Raw genomic sequence first — 20,230 nt, 5'->3', positions numbered from 1 at the left:
GCGTCAAGAACCCCGCGTGAAGTGGGAACTTGTGAGTTGGAAAAAGCTTTCCAGCGCTTCTGGCCGCTCATGGGAGTGCGGCGCTCTATCGAAATGCGCTTTTGTCCCTTCTTCCTGCGTCTGTATTTTTCAGCAGGGGCACGCTCACGCGGCGGCCGGAAGGGTGAAAGCTGACCCGCATTTGGGCTAGTTCGCGTGGAAAGTCAAGTGCAGTGCACAAGAAAGCCTCAAGCCGGGTCAGGGGAGGGCATGACGAGGACGAAGCTTTGCGATGCGGTCTCAACGCCGTTGACGAGGATGGCGATGCGATGTTCGCCTGGATAATAGCGTCGCGTCGTGATTGGCCGCATGGCGTGGCGGCGCCCAATTGTATCGCTTTGCCCCGGAGCGAGCATTATTGCCTTGCATTTGAAGACCTTGGGTGAGAGCGAACCGTCGCTCTTCATATGGTGAATGGCGTAGTCGATCATCAGCGACTGCGCTCGCTCGCCGGCGTTTGTTACCAGGATTTCGAAATCCAGCCCTTCGCCGAACATCACCTCAGCATTCCGGAGCCGCAGTTCGCATTCGAGCGAAGCGGCCGCGGCGAAGCCGAAATTGGCGAGCGCCTGCGCGTGGCCTTTCTTCAGAAGCGTGCGCGAGGCGTGTTTCAGCAGCCAGCGACGTTCGGATGAAGCGCCGTCGATATGACTGGCGATGAAGGCGGCGACCAGGTCCGGGTGGTCCTTGGCGACGTCGTTCAGGCTGTTGGCCACGGAGCGGCGCACATAATCTTCCGGATCATCCATCAGTGCGGTCAGGATGGGCAGGATCGGCGCCGGATTCTTCACGAGCTGCGGCAGACGCATCGCCCAGGGCAGGCGCGGCCGCGTTCCCTCGCTCGCCAGCCGTCGCACATGCTGATCGGGATCGCTGACCCAGCCGGAAATGATGGCGAGTGCGCGTTGCTGATCATGATGGATGAATCTCCGGATGCCGAATTCGGCTGTGAAATGCGGCGTCAGCGCCTTCAGGAGGTCGAGACCGAGATCGAAGTGATCGGGGCCGCGTGCGGCGATGAACTGATTGACTGGCAGCAGCATCCAGCCGGAGAGCCCCGGCCTGCCGGCGGCGGGCAGGCTCGCTTTGAGCATGGCTGCGGCCTCCCGGAAATCACCGGGAAGGGTGGCAAACAGCGCGTCGCGGATCAGGGCCGAGCGCTCCATCAGCTCCAGCGCGGTGAGGCCCTCGGTCGCCAGCGTCACGAAGCGGTTTTTATCGAAAGTCGGCGCGTTGCCGGCAATGCGATCGGCCATATCGCCGACCAATGCCTCATGCAGCAGGTTCTTGAGCGGTTCTGGCATGCTAGTCCTTCCTCTCTATGCGGCCGCCGCATGCCGCCCGCATGAGGGTCTGCGAAACATCTGGCCATTTGCTATCGGATCGTGTGGAGATAGCGGGATGTGCGTGTGACGCGAGCTTTAGCGTATCGGTGCCGTCGATTTCCTTGGAATGAGGGTTGGAGCCGAGATCCGAATACGCTCGTCGGCAGCGCTGTTGTCACCGGCGAGAAGATCAAGGGCGTTTGATGCAATTTGCTCAAACGGCACCCGCAACGTCGTGAGCGGCGTGGGGAGGTGGCTGACAATCGGAATGTCGTTATAGCCTACGATCGAGATGTCCTGCGGCACGGAAAGGCCAAGTTTCGTCAGTCCCGACAAGGCGCCGATGGCGGTGTTGTCGTTGACGGCGAAAATAGCGGTTGGGCGCGGACTAAGATGCATCAGTGTCTCGACCGCTAACGCACCGGACTCGATGCCGAAAGTCGAGGGAATGATGTAGGAGGGATCCGCATTCAGTCCAGCTTCTTCCAGGGCGTGCCGGAAACCCTCCACTCGGCCCCGCGAACTGGAGGCATAGGATGGACCGGCAATGACGCCAATTCTGCGATGGCCGAGATCGAGGAGGTGGCGGGCCGCGAGGTAACCACCGAGCCTGTCATCGCCGACCGACGAGAGGCTGTGGCCATCCGTCCGGAGTGCCAGGACATAAGGAATACCGCGTTTTGCCAGCTCGTCCGGAAAGTCATCGTCTTCCCGCGCTGTGGAAAGAATCAGTCCATCGACACCGCGCTTCAGCAGAGACTCGGCCGCGAGCCGGTCTGCCTTTGGCTTGTCGTCGGTCGTTGCGACAATGGCGAAGCGGCCACTACGGCTGCAAGCCTTGGCCAGTGCTTCGTAAAGCATGGCCATGACCGTATCCGTCAACCTGGGCACGATCACCCCGATTGTCATTGTGTTGCCGCGCCTAAGGCTCGCTGCGGAAACATCCCGGACGTATCCCAGCTCTTCGGCAACCTTGCGCACGCGCCGCGCGGTCTCGCTGTCGGAGCGGGGAAGCCTCTCGTCCAGTATGCGGGACACGGTAGACTTGGAGACACCGGCTGCGGCAGCGACGCCGTGAATAGTGACGCGGGTCTGCCCCGGAACTTCATCCGTCTTTGAATTCATTGAGCCTTTTCCAATCGAGTCAGCAAGACGCCGCCGCTCTTTCAGCATGCACCAAAAAAGATATTGACTCCAGAGAATTCGAGAACGATAGTGGGAACGTTCCCGTAAACGATCCTATATCGATCGCAAGCGAACTGCGATCGCACGAAGGAGGAGACCAATATGCAACCGATGGATATGCGCGGGCTGAGCCCGGCCCCCGTTACCGCTTTCACCCGCGACGGTGAAGTTGATCACAAAGCCAACGCCAAACTCGCCAAATGGCTGGTCTCGATGGAAGGCGTCAAAAGCCTCGTCATCCTCGGTCATGCCGGCGAGGGCACCTTCCTCACGGAAGAGGAGCGCCTTGCTCTCATCCACACTTATGTTGAAGCAGTCGACGGTGCCGTTCCGATCATTGCCGGGATTACCGGTGAAGGCACGAAGGTCGCCGCTGAAGAGGCCAGGAAATGCAAGGCCGCTGGTGCCACCGGCGCACTCGTCTATCCCAACCACGGCTGGCTGCGTTTCGGCTTTCAGAAGGGAGCGCCTCAGGATCGCTACAAGGCAATCTGGCAGGAGTCTGGCCTTCAGTGCATCCTGTTCCAATATCCCGACGCCACCAAGGCATCATACGATCTCGATACACAGCTTGCGATTGCCACACAGGAAGGCGTCGTCGCCACCAAGAACGGCGTGCGCAATATGAAGCGCTGGTATGTCGAAATTCCGGAGCTGAAGAAGGCCAATCCAAAGCTGCAGGTTCTGAGCTGCCACGATGAATGGCTGCTGCCAACCATGTTCGATGTCGACGGTCTGCTCGTCGGTTATGGCAATATCGCGCCCGAGTTGCTCATCGACCTGATCAAAGCTGGCAAGGCGCAGGACTATCCGGAAGCGCGCAAGATCTTCGAGCGCCTTCTTCCGGTGACGCGTGCCGTCTATCATCGCGGCTCTCATATGGAAGGCACCGTGGCCCTGAAACTCGGCCTCGTGCACCGCGGTATCCTTGACCACGCTACGATCCGCGAGCCGCTGAAGAGCCTTGGCGAAAAGGCCGAAGCGGAGATCTTTGCTGCCTTCGACGCCGCCGGTATCGGTCGCGTTGACCAGTTGCTGGCTGCCGAGTGACCTCTTTGACGCCCCTGCGCAGGTCGCAGGGGCGCATTCCGAAGGGAGGAGGAAACCATGGAAACTCGCCGAGGCAGACTTGAACGTCTTTGCAGGCCATTGCTCTGACAAGACGAACTGACGCGCAGTAGCAACATCAAGCAGGAGCGCCCCTGGCCGGGAGAGTGGTAGGCCACGGGGCGAGAAGGAGGAACCAATGAATGTCATGCAGCCTATGCCGGCTGAGACGGCGAATGCCGCTGATCCTCAGGCCGAAATCAGCGCTCGTCTGGAGCGCCTTCCCATCACCCGCGAGGTATTCTGGGCGCGCAATATCGTCGGCGCGGCAACATTCTTCGACGGCTACACGGTCATCGCCATCGCATATGCCATGCCCGTCCTCGTCCGCGAGTGGGGCCTGACTCCCTCACAGACAGGCATGATCCTGTCGATGGGCTATCTGGGGCAGTTGATCGGTGCGATCCTGTTTGGCTGGCTTGCCGAGAAGGTCGGCCGGCTGAAAGTCCTTCTGTTCACGATCCTGCTCTTCGTCAGCATGGATGTCGCATGCCTGTTCGCTGCCGGGGCCGGCATGATGATGGCCTTTCGTTTCGTCCAGGGGATCGGCACCGGCGGCGAGGTTCCGGTCGCCAGCGCCTATATCAACGAGTTGATCGGGTCGAAGGGGCGCGGCAAGTTCTTCCTCCTCTATGAGGTCATGTTCCTGCTAGGCCTCGTCGGCGCCGGGCTGATCGGCTACTTCATGGTACCGGTTTACGGCTGGAAGGCGATGTTCGTCGTCGGTCTCGTTCCCGCAATCATCATGATTCCTCTGCGCTGGTTCCTGAAGGAATCACCGCGTTGGCTGGCTGCCAACGGCCGCTATGGCGAAGCAAACGCTATCGTCACCCGCATGGAAGAGAGTGCCCGCGCAGCCGGCAAGGAACTGCCCGAGCCGAAGCTCATCCAGGCGCCGGTCCGCCGCAAGTCGGACTGGCGCGAGCTCTTCCAGGGCATTTACCTGAAGCGGACGCTTTCCATCTGGGCAATGTGGTTTACCGCCTATACGGTGGCCAACGGTACGATCACCTGGCTGCCGACCCTGTATCGACAGGTCTTCAATCTGCCGCTTCAAACCAGCATCTTCTATGGTTTCCTGACGTCGGTCGGCGGCGTGATCGCCGCCGTCATCTGCGCGCTGCTCATCGACAAAGTGGGACGCAAGCGCTGGTACACCGGTGCACTGCTTCTCGCTCCCGTGCCGCTGCTGGCTCTCGCATGGCTCGGCGCGACGTCTCCCATCCAGGTTCTGGTTCTTGCCGGTCTCGCTTATGCGATTGTCCAGACCGTCACATTCTCCCTGTACCTATACTCGGCAGAGATCTACCCAACGCGCCTCAGGGCACTGGGAACAGGAACCGGCAGCGCCTGGCTTCGCTTGGGATCATCGGCCGGTCCGATCCTCGTCGGCACGGTGATGTCTTCCATGGGCATCCAGTATGTCTTTGTGAGCTTCGCAGCCATTCTGATCGTCGGTGCCATCATCACGGTGTTGTTTGCGGTCGAAACCAAGGATCGCGTGCTGGAGGAGCTTTCTCCGTAACGGTTGAAAATGCGATCTGATCGGCTTGGAGCTGGCGGATGAAAGTCCGCCAGTTTCATTTGATTGTCGTTCCGACTACTGCATCATTCCTTAAATCGGAATCGATTTAAGGATAAAATTATGCAGAAATTCAAAGCGTTACAGCATTCTCTGTACGTCTGAAAAGACGCGCGGCGCTGTAATTTGACCGGCGCCGACGAGAGGTCAGGCGACGCCGGATGCGTTTCCGCTATCGCTGGCAAACTTTGACGCGATAGGGATTGCCCCAATCGTCGTGCAACCATTCGAAATGGCAATAGTCCGGCCGATAGTAAGTCCGGTAAACGGGGTAGGGGCGGTAAGCGGGATAAGCGGGATAGACCGGGTAGGCGGGACGGGCGGCCTCCGACAGCAGGGCGCCGCCGACGACGCCGGCGGCAAGGCCGCCCCAGAAGGCATCGCGTGGACGGGCATCGGCAGTGGTGGCGGTGGCGAGCGAGGCGCCGGCGAAGGTCAGGGCGATCAGGCCCGTCGCCATGGTCTTATGAAGAACGGACATGGTATTTTCCTTTCATGGGCATGGCTTCCATAAAGCCATGCCGAGACTCGGCCCGGATCGCGGCGGCGCAATGGCCGCGCAAGCGGTTTCGGCATTAAATTTTCGTCATGATTTCAAGGGATCCCGACGTCGAAAGAATTATTGCGAGCGTCCTTTCAGTCTCGTGCAAGCCGGGGCTGGTAATCTCGAATTATCTTCAGCTTGGTGAGCCGGCTCGTAAAATTCCGCTGTCGAAATTTATGGTTAAAACCTTGTTAAAAGCCTTGGCGTTATAGTTTTTGTAGTCGATATTTCATTCATTGCGGGAGCGATCTTTTTTGAAATCAGCCGGGGAACTTCTGGAGTTGGCTTGTCGCCGGATCGCTGATCTGGATACCCCGGCCTATGTCAAGAACAGCGAGTTGCGCTATGTCGCCGTCAACGAGGCCTATGCCCGTTTTCTGGGTCGCGAAATCTCCGATTTCATCGGCAGGCGCAGCCGCGAGCTTCTCGACCGTCCCGAGGAAGAGGATCGTGAGGACAAGGAGCGCCGCGCGCTGGTATTCGGCACTGAGGAAAACGCAATCTGCTTCGATGCGGCGGGCCTCAGCCATGAACGCATCCAGATAGAAAGCTTTTCGCCATCGCTGGACCGGGCTTACGTGCTCGGCATTTTCGAAGTGCGCGCCGCGCCGCGCCGCGCCGCCGACGATAGCGACGACGCCGCCGATTTCGCCCGCGTGCGCGAGGCGCTGGAACAGCTCGACCATCCGATTGGCATATTTGCCGAGGATGGCCGGCCGCTGGTCGTCAACGCCGCCTATCGCAACGACGCAAAGCCTGCGGCCGTCAGCGACACGGCCTGGCACGAGAGCGTCAATGAGCTCGACCTGCTGCGGACCATCCTGGAGGACCTCCCGGTCGCGGCCTTCGTGCGCGACGAGAAGCATCGCCTCGTCTATGCCAATCAATATTACGAAACCTTCAGCGGCCATAGCCGTTCTCGGGTCCTTGGGATGACCGAACACGAAATGTTCGGTCCGGAAGGGGGCGAGGCGATCTACCAGGAAAACCTGCTGGCGTTGGAGGGAGGCAAGTCGAAGGAGATCGAAAGCCTGCTGCCGAGCAAGGACGGCCATATCTATTCCGTCCTCTCGCGCGTCAACCGCGTCGTAACAGCGGATGGTCGGCCCTATGTCGTCGGCTCCTTTTCAGACATCTCACCACTCAAGGAACGAGAGAAGGCGCTGATCGAGGCGCAGAAGCAGGAAGAGGTGCTGCACCGGGATATCGAGAATATCCTACGCTCGCTTCCGATCGGCGTGCTGATCCTCGATAACGACCACCGGATCCTCTCCGTCAACGACGAGTTCTACAGCATCTGGGAGTTGCCGCTCGACGATCCCTTCGACGGCCGCCCCTTCATCGACGTCATCCGCCGCAATTATGAGCTCGGTCGCTACGACGGCACACAGACGCCCGAGGAAATCTACGCTTTTCGCAAGCACCTGTTCGAAACCGAGGAGCCCGAGCCGATCGAGCTCGGCTGGGCGGGTGGCAAATCCGTCATATTCGACAGCCGCCGTATCTCAAACGACCGGATACTGCTGACCTATGCCGACATCACGGCAGTGCGTGAGCGGGAAAATGAGGTCCACGAGGCCCGTGCCGCGCTGGAGCATCTCGGCGAGATGATGCGCGACGCGACACACGCCATGCCGCAGGGCCTCGCCATCGTCCAGGACGGCATTATCAAGATGTCTAATGAGGCGCTGGCTCATATCCTGGAGATTCCCGCCACCTATATCGAGACCGGGCAAGGTTGGCTCGGCATGTTCGAGTTCTGCGCTGCGCGCGGCGACTTCCACGAGGACGCGGCCGAGATTCTGCAGGGTTGGCGCGACAATATCGCGGCGAGGTTGCCCATCTCCACTGCCTTCCATGTCGGCGGCGAGCGCTGGGTGAACATGGATGCAACGGTCAGCCGGGGACAGCATTGGGTGGCGCTTTTTACCGATGTCACCGAACTCAAGAGCCGCGAAGAGGAACTGCGCCAGTTGCTGTCGCGCGCCGAAGCAGCCGACCGCGCCAAATCCGAATTCCTCGCCAATATGAGCCACGAGATTCGCACACCGATGAACGGCGTGCTTGGGATGGCGGAACTGCTTGCCAAGACCAATCTCGATACGCGCCAGAAGACCTTCGTCGATATCATCGTCAAGTCGGGCAATGCGCTGCTGACGATCATCAACGATATCCTCGACTTCTCGAAGATCGATGCCGGGCAGATGAAACTGCGCAAAGCCGCCTTCGATATCACCGAAGCGGTGGAGGACGTAGCGACACTCTTGTCCTCGCACGCCGCCGAGAAGAACATCGAGCTCCTGGTGCGAGCCGCGCCCGATTTGCCCGCTGCGGTCATTGGCGACGCCGGGCGCTTCCGCCAGATCGTCACCAATCTCGTCGGCAACGCCGTCAAGTTCACCGAGCGCGGCCATGTCTTTGTCGATGTCGGCTTCCAGCCGGCCGCCGGCGGCGAGATCATGGCGAGTATCCGCATCGAGGATACTGGTATCGGCATTCCGCCGGAGAAGCTCGAATCGGTCTTCGACAAGTTCTCGCAGGTGGACGCCTCATCGACCCGGCGGCATGAGGGTACAGGCCTCGGTCTTGCGATCACCGCCGGGCTCGTCGACCTCTTCGGCGGTTATCTCAATGTCGAGAGCGAATGGGGCAAGGGTTCGGTCTTCACCGTCAACCTGCCGTTTGCGGTTGCGGCCGCCCGCCTTGAGCCGAAGCCGTTGCCGATCAACGTGCAGGGTGCGCGCATCCTCGTCGTCGACGACAATGAAGTGAACCGGCGAATCCTGACCGAACAGCTGTCCCTTTGGGGCTTCGACGGCGTGGCCGCCGAAGGCGGCGGTACCGGTCTTGCGATTCTGGAGGCGGCGGCCAATCTCGGCGTCACCGTCGATGCCGTCGTGCTCGATTATCACATGCCCGATATGAACGGCGCCGATGTCGCGCGCAGGCTACGAGCCGATCCCCGCTTCGTCGAACTGCCGATCATCTTCCTGACGTCGATGGATATTTCCGGCACGGAAAAGGAATTCGCGGCGCTGAACGGCCACGCGCATCTGATGAAGCCGGCGCGCGCCAACGTGCTGCGCAACACGGTCGTCGAGGTGGTGCGCGCCAGCCGCGTCAAGCAGGCATCCGAGGCCGAGATTGCCCGGCTGCAGACGGAAGTGGCCGTGCAGGCGCCCGCGCCTGCGCCGCAGAAGCGAACCGCTGAATTCGTCGACGTGCTCGTCGCCGAGGACAACGAGGTCAACCAGATCGTCTTCACACAGATCCTGCAAGGCACGGGTCTTTCCTTCCTCGTCGTCGACAATGGCGAGGAGGCGGTCGCCGCCTGGGAGCGGTATACGCCGCGCATTATCATGATGGACGTCTCAATGCCCGTCATGAACGGCCATCAGGCGACCCAGACGATCCGCGCGCGCGAAAACGGGCAGGGGCACCGGGTGCCGATCATCGGCGTCACCGCCCATGCGCTCGAAAGCGACCGCGAGCTCTGCCTCGATGCCGGCATGGACGACTACATGTCGAAGCCGATCAGTCCCGAGCTGCTCGAGGAAAAAATCCGCCAGTGGCTCGGAACGAGCGAGCAGCAGCCGGAGCGCACCAGCTACTGATCTGCGCGCTGACTGGGGGATGCCTTGATGCCACAGAGCATTTCGCGCTTGCCGGCGAAGCCCTGGCGGCGCTCGACGGCAAAACCCGCGGCGATGAGATTGCGGCGCACGAAGCCGGCCGCCGCATAGGTGGCGAAAGTGCCGCCGGCTGCGCTTTTCTCACAGACGAGCCGCATCAGTTCCTCCGACCACATATCGCTGTTGCGCGACGGGGCGAAGCCGTCGAGATACCAGGCGTCGAAGTCGTCTTCGGCTGCCGCGACGCCGTCCAAGGCATAGCCGCATACGACGCTGAGCGTCGTCTGGGCGTCGAGATCGAGACGCACGATACCGGCCGGTATTTCCGGCCAAGCCGCCGTCAGCACCTGACGTTCGGCATCGATCTCCGGCCAGTGCGACAGCGCCCGGCCGATTTCTTCGCCGCGCATCGGGTGGAGTTCGAAGGAGGTGAAATGCAGGTGCTGGCCGTCGGCACGGTGGAGCTTCCATTGCCGCCAGGTTTCGGCGAAGTTCAGGCCGGTGCCGAAGCCGAGTTCTCCGATCCGGAATCTCTGCCCGTTCCAGCGTTCCGGCAGGCCGTTACCGGCGAGAAAAACGTGGCCGCATTCCAGCCGCCCATCGGTCTGGCAATAAAAATGATCGCCAAAGGCGGTGGAATAGGGCATATCGCCGTCGCGCCATTCGAGCGGCTGCGGCGCGCCCGCGCCAATCTGATCGGGGTTCACGTCTGTCATGGAAAAAGCCGATAGTCCTCAGCCGGTCTCAGGTCAATCATCCTCAGAATTGCTGATCGTCGGCGGCGGCATCATGGGTCTCTGGGCGGCCGTCCATGCCGAGCGCCGGGGCATCCGTACTCTTGTTGCTGACGCCGGCAGGTTGGGCGAAGGTGCAAGCGGCGGCCTGCTCGGCGCGCTGATGCCGCATATGCCGGACCGATGGTCGGAGAAGAAGCAGTTCCAGTTCGATGCGCTGGTCTCGCTCGAAGCCGAAATCACAGCGCTCGAAGCCGAGACCGGGCTTTCCGCCGGGTATAACAGGTCCGGACGGCTGATCCCGCTGCCGAAGCCGCATCTCAAAAAAATAGCGCGCGGCCATTTCGAGGACGCTGAACAGCATTGGCGGGTGGGCGAGCGCCGCTTCCATTGGCATGTGCTCGACAGGCCACCGGTCAATGGCTGGATCGAGGCGTCCGCCGGCGAGAGCGGCGTCGTGCACGACACGCTCGCCGCCCGCGTCGCGCCCCGCTTGCTGATCGCAGCGCTTATCGCATTCCTGCGGCGAGCAAAGCATGTTCGTATCCTGGAGCATGCGACGGTTGCGTGCCTTGACCCTGATCGCGGCACGACCGAAGTCAACGGTGAAACGATCGCTTTCAGTCACTGCATCGTGGCCGCCGGCCATCGCTCCTTTCCATTGCTGCAAGAACTGACGCCGGGGCTGAAACAACCGCTCGGCCAGCCGGTCAAAGGGCAGGCAGCATTATTGAAAGCCGATATCGACCCGGCGCTGCCGACGATCTTTCTCGACGGGCTCTATGTCGTCGCGCATGAGGGCGGGCACGCGGCAATCGGCAGCACCAGCGAGAACAGTTTTGACGATCCCAGCTCGACCGACGCCCAGCTCGACGTGCTGATCGAGGCGGCGCGCGGCATCGTGCCGACGCTTCGCGACGCTCCCGTTGTCGAGCGCTGGGCCGGGCTTCGTCCGAAGGCGATCGACCGGGATCCAATGATCGGCCGCCATCCCGATCACCGGCGCCTGATCGCGCTGACCGGCGGCTTCAAGGTCAGCTTCGGCCTCGCCCACCGGCTGGCGGAGGCGGCGATATGTATCGCAGGCGATACAGACTGCGGATTTTTGCTGCCGGAAAGCTTCGCAATTTCAAGCCACATCGTCGCGGCTTCACGTTAAACGTGAATTAGGCGGCGCTGCGTTTCGTTATTCTGTCATGCAAATCACCTATCTGCTTGCGCATCGACAGCGCCGGATCTCACCGGCGCTTACTTCCTTGATGGAGGAAATTGCATGCGCTATGCCATTTGCTTCACGCCTCCGGCGAGCGACCCGCTGTCGCTCGTGGCCGCCAACTGGCTTGGCCGAAACGTGTTTTCGGGCGATATGATGGAGCCTCCTGCAGTCCGTGGCCTCGGCATTCACGAGATCGCCTTCCATACTGCCGTGCCGCGGCGCTACGGATTTCACGGCGTTTTGAAGGCGCCGTTCCACTTGTCCCGCGACATGCCCGAATCGCAACTCCTGCGCGATCTTATGCGTTTTTCCGGGACCTTTGTTCCCTTCCAGATTCCGCGTATCGAAGTCGCCCGGCTCGGCAATTTCTACAGCCTGCTGCCGAGCACTCCCTGCGAGCAGATCCAGTATCTCGCTTCGGCGATCGTGCAGGAATTCGATCGTTTCCGCGCGCCGCTCAGCGAGGCTGAGATCGAACGCAGCGATCCAGACGGGCTATCGGCGACGCAATTTGCCAATCTGCATCGCTGGGGTAACCCTTACGTGATGGAGGAGTTCCGCTTTCATATGCCGGTAACGGGTCCCGTCAACGCGATCGACATGCCGCGCATCGAGCCGGTGTTGCGGACGATCTTCGAGCCTGTCCTGAGCGAGCCTGTCACGGTTTCGAACGTGGCGCTGATGATCGAGGAGGGCACGGGCGGTCCTTTCCGCGTTCATTCGTTGCATCCAATGGGCAAGGTCAGCGCGCGCAAAATCGCTTGAATCTGCTGATGAGCTAAAGGCTTGTGCCGTAAAGGCAAAATCCGGCCGAGCAGTTTCCGTCTCGACATTCCGGCTGCGGATGCTACCGTTCCCCGTCTTTTCAGAAGGTGATTTGATGGTATCCGAGACTTATCCGCGCAATCTCGTTGGTTACGGGCGTCTGACGCCTGATCCGAAGTGGCCGGACGAGGCACGCGTCGCCGTGCAGTTCGTCATCAACTACGAGGAGGGCGGCGAAAGCTCGATCCTCGACGGCGATCCGGCTTCGGAAAACCTGCTGTCGGAGATCGTCGGCGCGGCCGCCTGGCCAGGGCAGCGTAACCTCAACATGGAATCGATCTATGAATATGGTTCGCGTGCCGGCTTCTGGCGGCTCTGGCGCATGTTCACCGATCTCAAGGTGCAGGCGACCGTTTACGGCGTGACGCTGGCGATGGCCCGCAACCCCGAGGCCGTCGCTGCGATGAAGGAGGCAGGCTGGGAGATCGCCAGCCACGGCTACCGCTGGCTGGAATATAAGGATTTTCCAGAAGATCTGGAGCGCAAGCATATCCTCGAAGCCGTGCGACTGCACACCGAACTCACCGGCGAGCGGCCCTACGGCATGTATCAGGGCAAGCCTTCCGACAATACGCTTCGGCTGGTGCAGGAGGAGGGCGGTTTCCTTTATTCCTCCGATTCCTACGCCGACGACCTGCCTTACTGGGTGAAGGGCGTCGACGGGAAACCCTTCCTGATCATTCCGTATACGCTTGAAACCAATGATATGCGATTTGCGACGCCGCAGGGCTTTAATGCCGGCGATCAGTTCTTCACCTATCTGAAGGATGCCTTTGATACGCTTTATGAGGAAGGCAAGGCGGGCAGCCCGAAGATGATGTCAGTCGGCCTGCATTGCCGCCTCGTCGGACGTCCCGGCCGGGCAGCGGCGCTGAAGCGCTTCATCGAATATGTGCTGAAGCACGACAATGTCTGGATTCCACGCCGCATCGAGATTGCCGAGCACTGGCACAAGCACCATCAGCCGGAAGCGCTTTGATGGTGTCGCGCGAGGATTTCGTCTCCCGCTTCGGCGGCGTCTTTGAACATTCGCCTTTCATCGCCGAGCGCGCCTATGACGCCGGCCCCGTGACGGAGCCGCTGACGGCGGCCGGCGTGCATGCGACGCTAACCGCCGCGTTCCGGGCGGCAAGCCCACAGGAACGTCTCGACGTGCTGCGTGCCCATCCAGACCTTGCCGGGCGCCTCGCGATATCAGGCGAACTGACCGAGGACAGCCGGAAGGAGCAGGCCGGCGCCGGTCTCGATCGCTTGAGCCCAGCCGAGCATGCCCGCTTCACCGAACTCAATTCGACCTATGTCGGAAAATTCGGCTTTCCCTTCATCATCGCCGTCAAGGGGCTTGGCAAGGACGATATCCTGTCGGCGTTCGAAACACGGATCGGCAATGATCGGCATGAGGAATTTGTGACCGCGACGGCGCAGGTCGAACGGATCGCGCTGCTGCGGCTGACATCGATGCTGCCGGAGGCTGAATGAAAGAGCGGCGCGCCATCGACTATCTCAATGAAATGTATGAGGCGGCATCCGAAGCGCTGTCTTTCGTCGGCGGAATGGATGAGGCGGCGTTCGTCGGGGACAAGCTCACCTTCAAGGCTGTTGCCTTCTGCCACTTCACCATCGGTGCGGCGGCGTCCCGACTGCTCGTCAACCATCCGGAATTTGCGACTGAGCATCCCGATCTGCCATGGACGAGAATCTGTGGCATGGGTAACCGTATCCTCGAGGAAGTCTTCGATCTCAGTCCGTCGAACATATGGGAGGCGACCTATCGCACGCTGCCGGAGCTTCTTTCCGCGATCGATGCTGTCCGTTACTGGCATGCCCAAGGCGAATGAAGCCATGTCCGAATTTCTCGAGATCCGCCCGCTCACCAAATCCGCCTTCGCTCCCTTCGGCGAGGTGATTGAGGCCGATCCGGCCTCGATGCGGTTCATCAATGGCGGCACGACGGAGCGTTTTCATGCGCTGGCCACCGCTGATGCGACGGGCGAGGGCGCAGGCGTCATCATCAACCTCTTTCGCGGACAGCCGCGCAGCTTCCCCTATGACGTCGGGATGATGGAGCGCCACCCCCTCGGCAGCCAGAGTTTCTCGCCGGTCTCGGGCCGTCCTTTTCTCGTCGTCGTCTCCGAGGACGAGAACGGCCGCCCGGGCAGGCCGCAGGTGTTTCTGGCGCGCGGCGACCAGGGCGTAAACTACCGCCGCAATGTCTGGCATCATCCGCTGATGGCGCTCGACCAAGCCTCAGACTTCCTGGTCGTCGACCGCGACGGGCCAGGCAACAATCTTGAAGAATTCTTCTTCGAAGCCCCTTTTATCATCAAAGAGCCAGCCCCATGACCGGACTGACCACGCATGTTCTCGACACCGCCCTCGGCAAGCCGGCCGAGGGCCTGAGGATCGATCTTTTTCAGCTCGACGGCGAGATTCGCAGGCATCTGAAGACGGTCGAGACCAATGCCGACGGCCGGGTTGATGGCGGCCCTATCCTCATTGGCGAAAATTTTCGAGCCGGTACCTATGAGTTGGTCTTCCACGCCGGCGATTATCTGAGGGCCAGCGGCACGCCTCTGCCGCATCCGGCCTTCCTCGATCTCGTGCCGATCCGCTTCGGCATTGCCGACGTCACGGCGCATTACCATGTGCCGCTGCTGATTTCGCCCTATGGCTATTCTACCTATCGAGGGAGCTAAAACATGCGGTTTGCGGCAATTGCCGATATCCACGGAAACCATCTGGCGCTCGAGGCAGTGCTTGCGGATATTCGTGCGCAGGGGATCGATGAGATCGTCAATCTCGGTGATTTCTTTAGCGGCCCGCTCGAAGCCGGCAAGACGGCGGACTTGCTGATGCCGCTCGGCCTGACCTCGATCCGCGGCAATCACGACCGCTACCTGATCGAACAGGATCCGGCGGCGCTGCATGTTTCGGATGCCGCCGCTTATCACCAATTGTCGCCAGCCCATCTCGATTGGATCCGTAGTCTTCCATTCGATACCGTCTATCGCGATGAGGTCTATCTCTGCCATGCGACGCCGAAGGACGACAATCTCTACTGGCTGGAATCCGTTTCGCCGGAGGGTTTCGTCTTCCTGAAGCCGATCGAGGCAATCGAGGCGCTGGCCGACGGCATCGACCTGCCGCTGATCCTTTGCGGCCATAGCCACATCCCCCGCGCTATCAGGCTTTCCGACGGCCGTCTCATCGTCAACCCCGGCAGCGTCGGCTGCGCGGCCTATGACGACGAACTGCCCTATTACCACAAGGTGGAAGTCGGCCACCCGCTGGCGAGCTACGCCATTCTGGAAAAGACGGCGGCCGGATGGATATGGCAGTTCCGAACCGTCGCCTATGACCATATGGCGATGTCAGTACTGGCCGCCGAAAGGGGCCGTGCCGACTGGGCAGGCGCGCTGGCAACGGGTTGGGTGAGATAGAGCATGATGCCGAAAAGTGTGTGCGGTTTTCGGGCAACATCACGCTCTAACTATTTAATTTAGAACAGGATTCAGATTTTAGGCCGAACCGGCCTAAAATCATCCTGTTCTAGTCCAGACCCGCTTGCGCGGTGATCAGTCCTTCTTTGGTGCCGGCTTCGGGGCCGGAGGGATGATCGTTTGTGTCGGGGCTGGGGCCGGTGTGGCCGGCTTTGCCGGGGCTGCGGCGGTTGCCGGTCTTGCCGGTTTTGCGCCATCGAGATTTCCAAGAAGTGATGAGATGGCATCGTCGCCGTCGAAGCCGGCTTCCTTCAGCAATTTGTCGAGGATCGGTTTATTCGCCTGATAGGAGAGGAGCTGGCTGGCCAGCCCTTCGCCGAGCCCGATGCCGTTTCCGCCGGCCGCTCCGTTTCCGCGGCCGAGCATGCCGCCGGTATCGAATATCCTGATATCGGAGATCTTCTCGATCGGCTTGACCGCCTCGGCGAGCGCCTGCGGAATGATGCGGATACGTTCGCGGGTGATCTCGAACTCGATGATAGCAGAGCTCAGCTTGTTGCGAGCGTCGTTGAGCAATGCTTCGCTCTCGGCCGCGGCCTTGCCGGTTTCGAGAATGCCCTTGGCCTTGATGATCGCCGCATCCGCCTCGGCGGTTGCGAGCGTCTTGATGGCCTCGGCCTGGTCGCTTGCTGCCTGCTTTTCGGCCTCCGCGCCGACGGTGACGGCGGTTGCTTCCGTCTCGGCTTTCTTGCGCGCATCAATCACGGCAATCTGCTTTTCGCGTTCGGCAATCTCGATCGCCTTGGCTGTGCCGACTTTTTCCTCTGCCGCTATCGCCAGCGCGCGGGCCGTTTCCGCAGCCGCCTTCGCTTCGGATTCTTCACGGCTTTTGTTGGCAACGGCGATCGCGCTTTCCTGCGCCACGATCTGGAGGTCACGCTTGGCTTCGGTTTCGCGTTGCTGGACGGCGCGGGCGGCGTCGATGTTGGCGCTTTCGCGAGCCTGCTTGGCGGATGCCTCGCGTTCGGCGATCGCCTGTTCGGAGGCGATGCGGGCTTCCTCCTCGGCGCGTTTTGCGGCCTGCTCCTGCTGCGCGGTTTCGGCGCGTGTCGCCGCGGATTTGTTGGCGATGTCTCTTTCCTGGCTGAGTTCGGCCTCTCGCTTCGTCCGCTCGATGGTCAGCGATTGCTGGCGGGCCTCGAGATCCTTCTGGGCGATGGCGACTTCGGTGTCGCGAACGATCTCGTTCCGCTCCTTCTTGCGTCCCTCGGTGATGCGGGTCAATGCCGCCAGGCCCTGCGCGTCGAAGAAGTTGTTGGCGTTGAAATGCTTGATATCGGTTTGGTCGAGGCGTGTCAGCGACACGGATTCGAGTTCGAGGCCGTTCGACTGGAGATCGGCGCCGACAGCTTCCTGCACGGCCTTGACGAAATCCATGCGCTGTTCCTGCAGCGCGTCGAGATTCATCGTCGCGGCCACCGAGCGAAGACCGTCGACGAATTTCGCCTCGATCAGGATGCGGAGGGCCTCGGCGTCATTGGTGCGATTGCCGAGTGTCTGAGCTGCAAGCGCAATCGAGGAGGCATCGGGTTTGACGCGCACATAGAACTCGGCGCCGATATCGACGCGCATGCGGTCTTTGGTGATCAGTGCATCGCCTTCGCCGCGGCGAACCTCGAGCCGCAGCGTCTTCAGGTTGACCCGCGCGGTCGAATGGAAGATCGGAAGGACGACCGAACCGCCGTCGAGCACGACCTTCTGGCCGCCGAGACCGGTGCGCACATAGGCCTCATCGCGGCTGGAGCGCGCGTAAAGAGAGGCGAGGACAAAACCGATGCCGAAGATCAGAACAATCCCAATGCCGGCTGGTAGAATAACGTCGTACATCATTGCTGCTCCCTGAAAGATTGATTGTTCGCATCGGTGGGGTCGACCGGCGCGGGAATGGCGATAAACACATTGGCCTTGTGATCGACGAGAAGAACCGAAGCGCCGATCCCAAGCGGACCCTCGCCCTTGGCGGCTCGGGCTCGAAGCACATGCCAGTTTCCGTGCTGATCCTTGACACGGACGCGGCCCGGCAGTCCCTGATCGAGCGGGCCGATCGACACCTCGGCGGTCCGGCCGAGGAAGGCGTCGAGATCGACGGCATAGGTTTCGTCGTGCGGTACGAGCCGCGCCACAGTTCTGCTCGATGCCCTGACCATAGGGATGGTTGCGAGCGCGGCAGGTATGACGGCGATGAAGCTCGGCAGCGGCGCCCAGAAGGCGCTGGCGACGGCCTGCAAGGCAAACCCCGTCATCGCGAAGAAGCCGAGAGTCATCATCAGAAGAATCAGCAGGGGAACACCGCCGAGATTGAGCCAGGACAGGTATGCCAGGATGCCGTCATGGCCATGAACCTCCGGCTTTCCCAGAAATTCCGTCATCGAAAAACCCATGACCATCGCAAGCATCTCGATCGCGGTCAGACCTGCAAGCACGGCGGCGGCGATGGCAAAGGGAGCACATTCGGGAGCGAAGAGAAGGGCCATCGGCGTTACCGGTTATCCGCCTTGAAGCGTGCGAGGCGCGCCTCGATCGCCTGTTCGCGATGCAACCGGTCGAGTTCGTCCAATTCGGAACTATGGGCATGCTCGCCAGTAGGAACCCCGGTCAGCCGGGAGACTGCCGCGGCAGCGCGGGCAGCATCTGCACCCGGTGCGGGCTGGCTGTGGCCGGTCGCGGCGTGTTCGGGATGCCGGGCGATGCTGCGCTTGAAATCGGCAAGGCGGGCGTCCGCCTCGCGGCGCGTGGCGAGGACGGCCTGCAAGGCTTTCTGGCCTTCGTCCACCTGTTCCCTGGCATCGGCCAGCGCCTTGTCGAGCGCTGCGATCTGGGATTCGAGATCGATCTGGCGAGCAACGCCGGCCTTTGCCAGGTCATCCCGCTCTGACGAGACGGCGATGCGGATCTTTTGGTCGAGCGCGTTCAGGTCGTCGACGATTTCGTCCTTGCGGCTCTGGATGCGGTATTCCTCCGCGCGCGCCTTGCCGAGATCGGTGCGGGCCTCATCCGCCGCTGCATCGATCTCGCGGATCGCCTGTTCGATGACGGCGATCTTGTTTACGCCTTCGGCCTTGTCGATCGCCGCATTCGCGATGCCCGCGATCAGACGGCCCATGCGTGAGAGAATGCCTTCGTTCGTCATGTTTTCCTCCATCCGAGCGGAATTCGGCGTAACGCCGATGTGAATCTCGTAGCGATTCTGGCCTGCAACGAGGTAGGCCGGAAAAATACTCTCCCATCCCCTGGAATAACCCGCGACATCGAAGGGCACGGCAACACGTCCGTGCACCGTGGCGATCGTCAGGTCCGAGGGGCCTTTGATGGCGAAGAGCTTGTCATCGAGCGGCAGATGCGGCGGATCGGCGGTGACGCCGCGATTGGCGGCGAAATCGCGAAGGCCGAGCGTGACCAGCCTTGCCGGCAAGCCCGTCTGCTCGCGGACGGTTTCATAGGCAAGGTCATGCAGCACGACGAGATTGGCGCCCGTCCTGTCGGAGACGAGGCCAGTCAGGATTTCGATCATCCTGAGATAGGCGGCAATGGTATCGTCCAGCGCCTGCCGGGCACTGTCGTCAGGCGCCAGCGTGTAGCGCAGCAGCGATGGATGTGGTGTCTTACCTGTGATAACCATAGGTAAAACATAAAGCACCGCTTTTGTGCTTTCAAGGGGTGGCGATGAAAATACAACCTAGGCTTAACGTGCGGTTAGAAGGACTGAGGCAGTGTCCATTATCGAGAGATGTCGCGAGCTGGCGGCAGTGAGCAGCCTTGTGAAAAGAGTCACGGACTCTTGAAGCCCAACGCGTGACCGGCAGCAAAAGCCTCGACACAATTCCGGATCACATGTGCCGATAAAAGAACCGGCAGCAGATCGGCTCCGTTCCCTATCGGGCGACCGTATGCGCCTCGCGAATACCGGCGCTGATACGGTTGATGGTGGTCCATATGAGAAGTAGAGCCACCACCGCCCAGATCCACGAAGTCCATGCTGCAAATGTACCACCAACCGCGACAAAGATGCCGAGCGCGCCGAAAAGGACCGCGCGGTCGCTCTTGCCCAGCGGCCCGTCGTAACGCCGGCTTGCCCCGACCGTTTGACCCAGAACGCCGGTAAATTCCGTCAGCGCCGAGAGGAATATGACCGCCATCGCCGGCACAAAGCCGTTCGGATCGATGAGCGCAAACGGCAAATACAGGGCGACATCCGACACGACATCACCGATCTCGTTCAGATACGCGCCTAAAATGCTCTTCTGCCCATGTTCGCGCGCGAGCATGCCGTCGATGGCGTTGAGACCCATGCGCAGGAGAAACCATACAGGCACCAGCAGGAACCAATGCGGAAGCGGGGCGACGCTCAGAAAAAAGCCCAATGCAACCGAGACGGCGGCGGCAACTGAAGTCACCTGATTGGCGGTGACGCCTCGCGCCGCGAGGGAACGCACCAGAGGGCGAAGAATATTCTGAAATCGGGACTTCAATTGATAGACAGACATGCTACCTCATTGGAATTTCGTGCATCGAAATAGTCTATCCCCGCCTCTCGCGGGTGC

Annotated in this window: 20 protein-coding genes; 12 read left to right on the top strand and 8 right to left on the bottom strand. The window is 61.0% G+C overall.

What is annotated here, in order from left to right; translation table 11 throughout:
* Positions 1-227 precede the first annotated feature (227 nt).
* The gene (locus tag ACD590_RS16665) at positions 228-1,343 is read right to left on the bottom strand and encodes a DNA alkylation repair protein (protein ID WP_439020936.1); all 1,116 of its coding nucleotides are present in this window, start codon (positions 1,341-1,343) and stop codon (positions 228-230) included.
* 117 nt (positions 1,344-1,460) lie between these two features.
* Entirely contained in the window at positions 1,461-2,489 is a 1,029-nt protein-coding gene (locus ACD590_RS16660) for a LacI family DNA-binding transcriptional regulator (RefSeq protein WP_439003550.1), read from the bottom strand.
* Between the two features lie 162 nt (positions 2,490-2,651).
* On the opposite strand from ACD590_RS16660, the gene ACD590_RS16655 reads away from it, so the two are divergent.
* Entirely contained in the window at positions 2,652-3,599 is a 948-nt protein-coding gene (locus ACD590_RS16655) for a dihydrodipicolinate synthase family protein (RefSeq protein WP_018243161.1), read from the top strand.
* Positions 3,600-3,795: 196 nt separating this feature from the next.
* A complete protein-coding gene (locus ACD590_RS16650) occupies positions 3,796-5,181 on the top strand; it encodes an MFS transporter (RefSeq protein WP_439003060.1) in 1,386 nt (461 codons plus the stop codon).
* A gap of 229 nt (positions 5,182-5,410) precedes the next feature.
* Here ACD590_RS16650 and ACD590_RS16645 read toward each other — a convergent pair whose 3' ends face one another.
* Positions 5,411-5,719 (bottom strand): hypothetical protein, encoded by a 309-nt coding sequence (locus tag ACD590_RS16645; RefSeq protein WP_003561784.1) that lies wholly within the window; start codon positions 5,717-5,719, stop codon positions 5,411-5,413.
* Here ACD590_RS16645 and ACD590_RS16640 point away from each other — a divergent pair.
* Both ACD590_RS16640 and ACD590_RS16635 read left to right on the top strand, forming a co-directional pair.
* Positions 5,718-5,927 (top strand): hypothetical protein, encoded by a 210-nt coding sequence (locus tag ACD590_RS16640; RefSeq protein WP_141678138.1) that lies wholly within the window; start codon positions 5,718-5,720, stop codon positions 5,925-5,927. The genes ACD590_RS16645 and ACD590_RS16640 overlap by 2 nt on opposite strands.
* 109 nt (positions 5,928-6,036) lie before the next feature.
* Complete coding sequence (locus ACD590_RS16635; RefSeq protein WP_439003059.1) at positions 6,037-9,396, top strand: response regulator; 3,360 nt, start codon at positions 6,037-6,039, stop codon at positions 9,394-9,396.
* Here the strand turns inward: ACD590_RS16635 and mnmD are convergent.
* Positions 9,390-10,130, bottom strand: coding sequence for a tRNA (5-methylaminomethyl-2-thiouridine)(34)-methyltransferase MnmD (gene mnmD, locus ACD590_RS16630; protein WP_112904504.1), 741 nt, complete (start codon positions 10,128-10,130; stop codon positions 9,390-9,392). The genes ACD590_RS16635 and mnmD overlap by 7 nt on opposite strands.
* Here mnmD and ACD590_RS16625 point away from each other — a divergent pair.
* The 8 genes from ACD590_RS16625 (at position 10,129) to ACD590_RS16590 (ending at position 15,629) form a co-directional block, all read left to right on the top strand.
* Positions 10,129-11,307 (top strand): NAD(P)/FAD-dependent oxidoreductase, encoded by a 1,179-nt coding sequence (locus ACD590_RS16625; protein ID WP_439003058.1) that lies wholly within the window; start codon positions 10,129-10,131, stop codon positions 11,305-11,307. The two genes, mnmD and ACD590_RS16625, sit on opposite strands and share 2 nt — an antisense overlap.
* 114 nt (positions 11,308-11,421) lie before the next feature.
* Positions 11,422-12,129 (top strand): DUF1045 domain-containing protein, encoded by a 708-nt coding sequence (locus ACD590_RS16620; RefSeq protein WP_128412314.1) that lies wholly within the window; start codon positions 11,422-11,424, stop codon positions 12,127-12,129.
* Positions 12,130-12,244: 115 nt separating this feature from the next.
* Positions 12,245-13,168 carry an allantoinase PuuE gene (puuE, locus tag ACD590_RS16615; protein WP_018446766.1) on the top strand — a complete coding sequence of 308 codons (924 nt, stop codon included), beginning with the start codon at positions 12,245-12,247 and terminating at the stop codon, positions 13,166-13,168.
* Positions 13,168-13,668, top strand: coding sequence for a 2-oxo-4-hydroxy-4-carboxy-5-ureidoimidazoline decarboxylase (gene uraD / locus ACD590_RS16610; protein WP_018446765.1), 501 nt, complete (start codon positions 13,168-13,170; stop codon positions 13,666-13,668). The genes puuE and uraD overlap by 1 nt, the downstream gene beginning before the upstream one ends.
* Entirely contained in the window at positions 13,665-14,027 is a 363-nt protein-coding gene (locus ACD590_RS16605; protein ID WP_439003057.1) for a HepT-like ribonuclease domain-containing protein, read from the top strand. The genes uraD and ACD590_RS16605 overlap by 4 nt, the downstream gene beginning before the upstream one ends.
* A gap of 4 nt (positions 14,028-14,031) precedes the next feature.
* Positions 14,032-14,532: an ureidoglycolate lyase gene (locus tag ACD590_RS16600; protein WP_032980743.1), complete on the top strand. Its 501-nt coding sequence runs from the start codon at positions 14,032-14,034 to the stop codon at positions 14,530-14,532.
* Positions 14,529-14,885: a hydroxyisourate hydrolase gene (gene uraH, locus ACD590_RS16595; RefSeq protein ID WP_003541961.1), complete on the top strand. Its 357-nt coding sequence runs from the start codon at positions 14,529-14,531 to the stop codon at positions 14,883-14,885. The genes ACD590_RS16600 and uraH overlap by 4 nt, the downstream gene beginning before the upstream one ends.
* Positions 14,886-14,888: 3 nt before the next feature.
* Positions 14,889-15,629, top strand: coding sequence for a metallophosphoesterase family protein (locus tag ACD590_RS16590; protein WP_439003056.1), 741 nt, complete (start codon positions 14,889-14,891; stop codon positions 15,627-15,629).
* A gap of 135 nt (positions 15,630-15,764) precedes the next feature.
* On the opposite strand, the gene ACD590_RS16585 is transcribed toward ACD590_RS16590, so the two are convergent.
* From ACD590_RS16585 to ACD590_RS16570, 4 genes are all read right to left on the bottom strand, one after another.
* Positions 15,765-17,519, bottom strand: coding sequence for a flotillin family protein (locus ACD590_RS16585; RefSeq protein ID WP_439020935.1), 1,755 nt, complete (start codon positions 17,517-17,519; stop codon positions 15,765-15,767).
* Positions 17,516-18,163: an OB-fold-containig protein gene (locus tag ACD590_RS16580; RefSeq protein WP_113542396.1), complete on the bottom strand. Its 648-nt coding sequence runs from the start codon at positions 18,161-18,163 to the stop codon at positions 17,516-17,518. The genes ACD590_RS16585 and ACD590_RS16580 overlap by 4 nt, the downstream gene beginning before the upstream one ends.
* A gap of 5 nt (positions 18,164-18,168) precedes the next feature.
* On the bottom strand, positions 18,169-19,326 hold the full coding sequence (locus ACD590_RS16575) for a PspA/IM30 family protein (RefSeq protein WP_193443378.1): 1,158 nt from the start codon (positions 19,324-19,326) through the stop codon (positions 18,169-18,171).
* A 235-nt stretch (positions 19,327-19,561) separates the two neighbouring features.
* The gene (locus ACD590_RS16570; protein ID WP_439003055.1) at positions 19,562-20,173 is read right to left on the bottom strand and encodes a CDP-alcohol phosphatidyltransferase family protein; all 612 of its coding nucleotides are present in this window, start codon (positions 20,171-20,173) and stop codon (positions 19,562-19,564) included.
* Positions 20,174-20,230 lie beyond the last annotated feature (57 nt).

This window comes from Rhizobium sp. 862_C5_N1_2, from assembly GCF_051811205.1.
GTDB lineage: Bacteria > Pseudomonadota > Alphaproteobacteria > Rhizobiales > Rhizobiaceae > Rhizobium > Rhizobium leguminosarum.
This window is presented reverse-complemented; position numbering and strand designations above follow the sequence as displayed.

Excerpts from the sequence above, each read along its gene's own strand:
- ACD590_RS16665 (WP_439020936.1), bottom strand. The coding sequence starts at position 1,343 with ATGCCAGAACCGCTCAAGAACCTGCTGCATGAGGCATTGGTCGGCGAT.
- ACD590_RS16660 (WP_439003550.1), bottom strand. The coding sequence starts at position 2,489 with ATGAATTCAAAGACGGATGAAGTTCCGGGGCAGACCCGCGTCACTATT.
- ACD590_RS16655 (WP_018243161.1), top strand. The coding sequence starts at position 2,652 with ATGCAACCGATGGATATGCGCGGGCTGAGCCCGGCCCCCGTTACCGCT.
- ACD590_RS16650 (WP_439003060.1), top strand. The coding sequence starts at position 3,796 with ATGAATGTCATGCAGCCTATGCCGGCTGAGACGGCGAATGCCGCTGAT.
- ACD590_RS16640 (WP_141678138.1), top strand. The coding sequence starts at position 5,718 with ATGGTATTTTCCTTTCATGGGCATGGCTTCCATAAAGCCATGCCGAGA.
- ACD590_RS16645 (WP_003561784.1), bottom strand. The coding sequence starts at position 5,719 with ATGTCCGTTCTTCATAAGACCATGGCGACGGGCCTGATCGCCCTGACC.
- ACD590_RS16625 (WP_439003058.1), top strand. The coding sequence starts at position 10,129 with ATGGAAAAAGCCGATAGTCCTCAGCCGGTCTCAGGTCAATCATCCTCA.
- mnmD (WP_112904504.1), bottom strand. The coding sequence starts at position 10,130 with ATGACAGACGTGAACCCCGATCAGATTGGCGCGGGCGCGCCGCAGCCG.
- ACD590_RS16620 (WP_128412314.1), top strand. The coding sequence starts at position 11,422 with ATGCGCTATGCCATTTGCTTCACGCCTCCGGCGAGCGACCCGCTGTCG.
- puuE (WP_018446766.1), top strand. The coding sequence starts at position 12,245 with ATGGTATCCGAGACTTATCCGCGCAATCTCGTTGGTTACGGGCGTCTG.
- uraD (WP_018446765.1), top strand. The coding sequence starts at position 13,168 with ATGGTGTCGCGCGAGGATTTCGTCTCCCGCTTCGGCGGCGTCTTTGAA.
- ACD590_RS16605 (WP_439003057.1), top strand. The coding sequence starts at position 13,665 with ATGAAAGAGCGGCGCGCCATCGACTATCTCAATGAAATGTATGAGGCG.
- ACD590_RS16600 (WP_032980743.1), top strand. The coding sequence starts at position 14,032 with ATGTCCGAATTTCTCGAGATCCGCCCGCTCACCAAATCCGCCTTCGCT.
- uraH (WP_003541961.1), top strand. The coding sequence starts at position 14,529 with ATGACCGGACTGACCACGCATGTTCTCGACACCGCCCTCGGCAAGCCG.
- ACD590_RS16590 (WP_439003056.1), top strand. The coding sequence starts at position 14,889 with ATGCGGTTTGCGGCAATTGCCGATATCCACGGAAACCATCTGGCGCTC.
- ACD590_RS16585 (WP_439020935.1), bottom strand. The coding sequence starts at position 17,519 with ATGATGTACGACGTTATTCTACCAGCCGGCATTGGGATTGTTCTGATC.
- ACD590_RS16580 (WP_113542396.1), bottom strand. The coding sequence starts at position 18,163 with ATGGCCCTTCTCTTCGCTCCCGAATGTGCTCCCTTTGCCATCGCCGCC.
- ACD590_RS16570 (WP_439003055.1), bottom strand. The coding sequence starts at position 20,173 with ATGTCTGTCTATCAATTGAAGTCCCGATTTCAGAATATTCTTCGCCCT.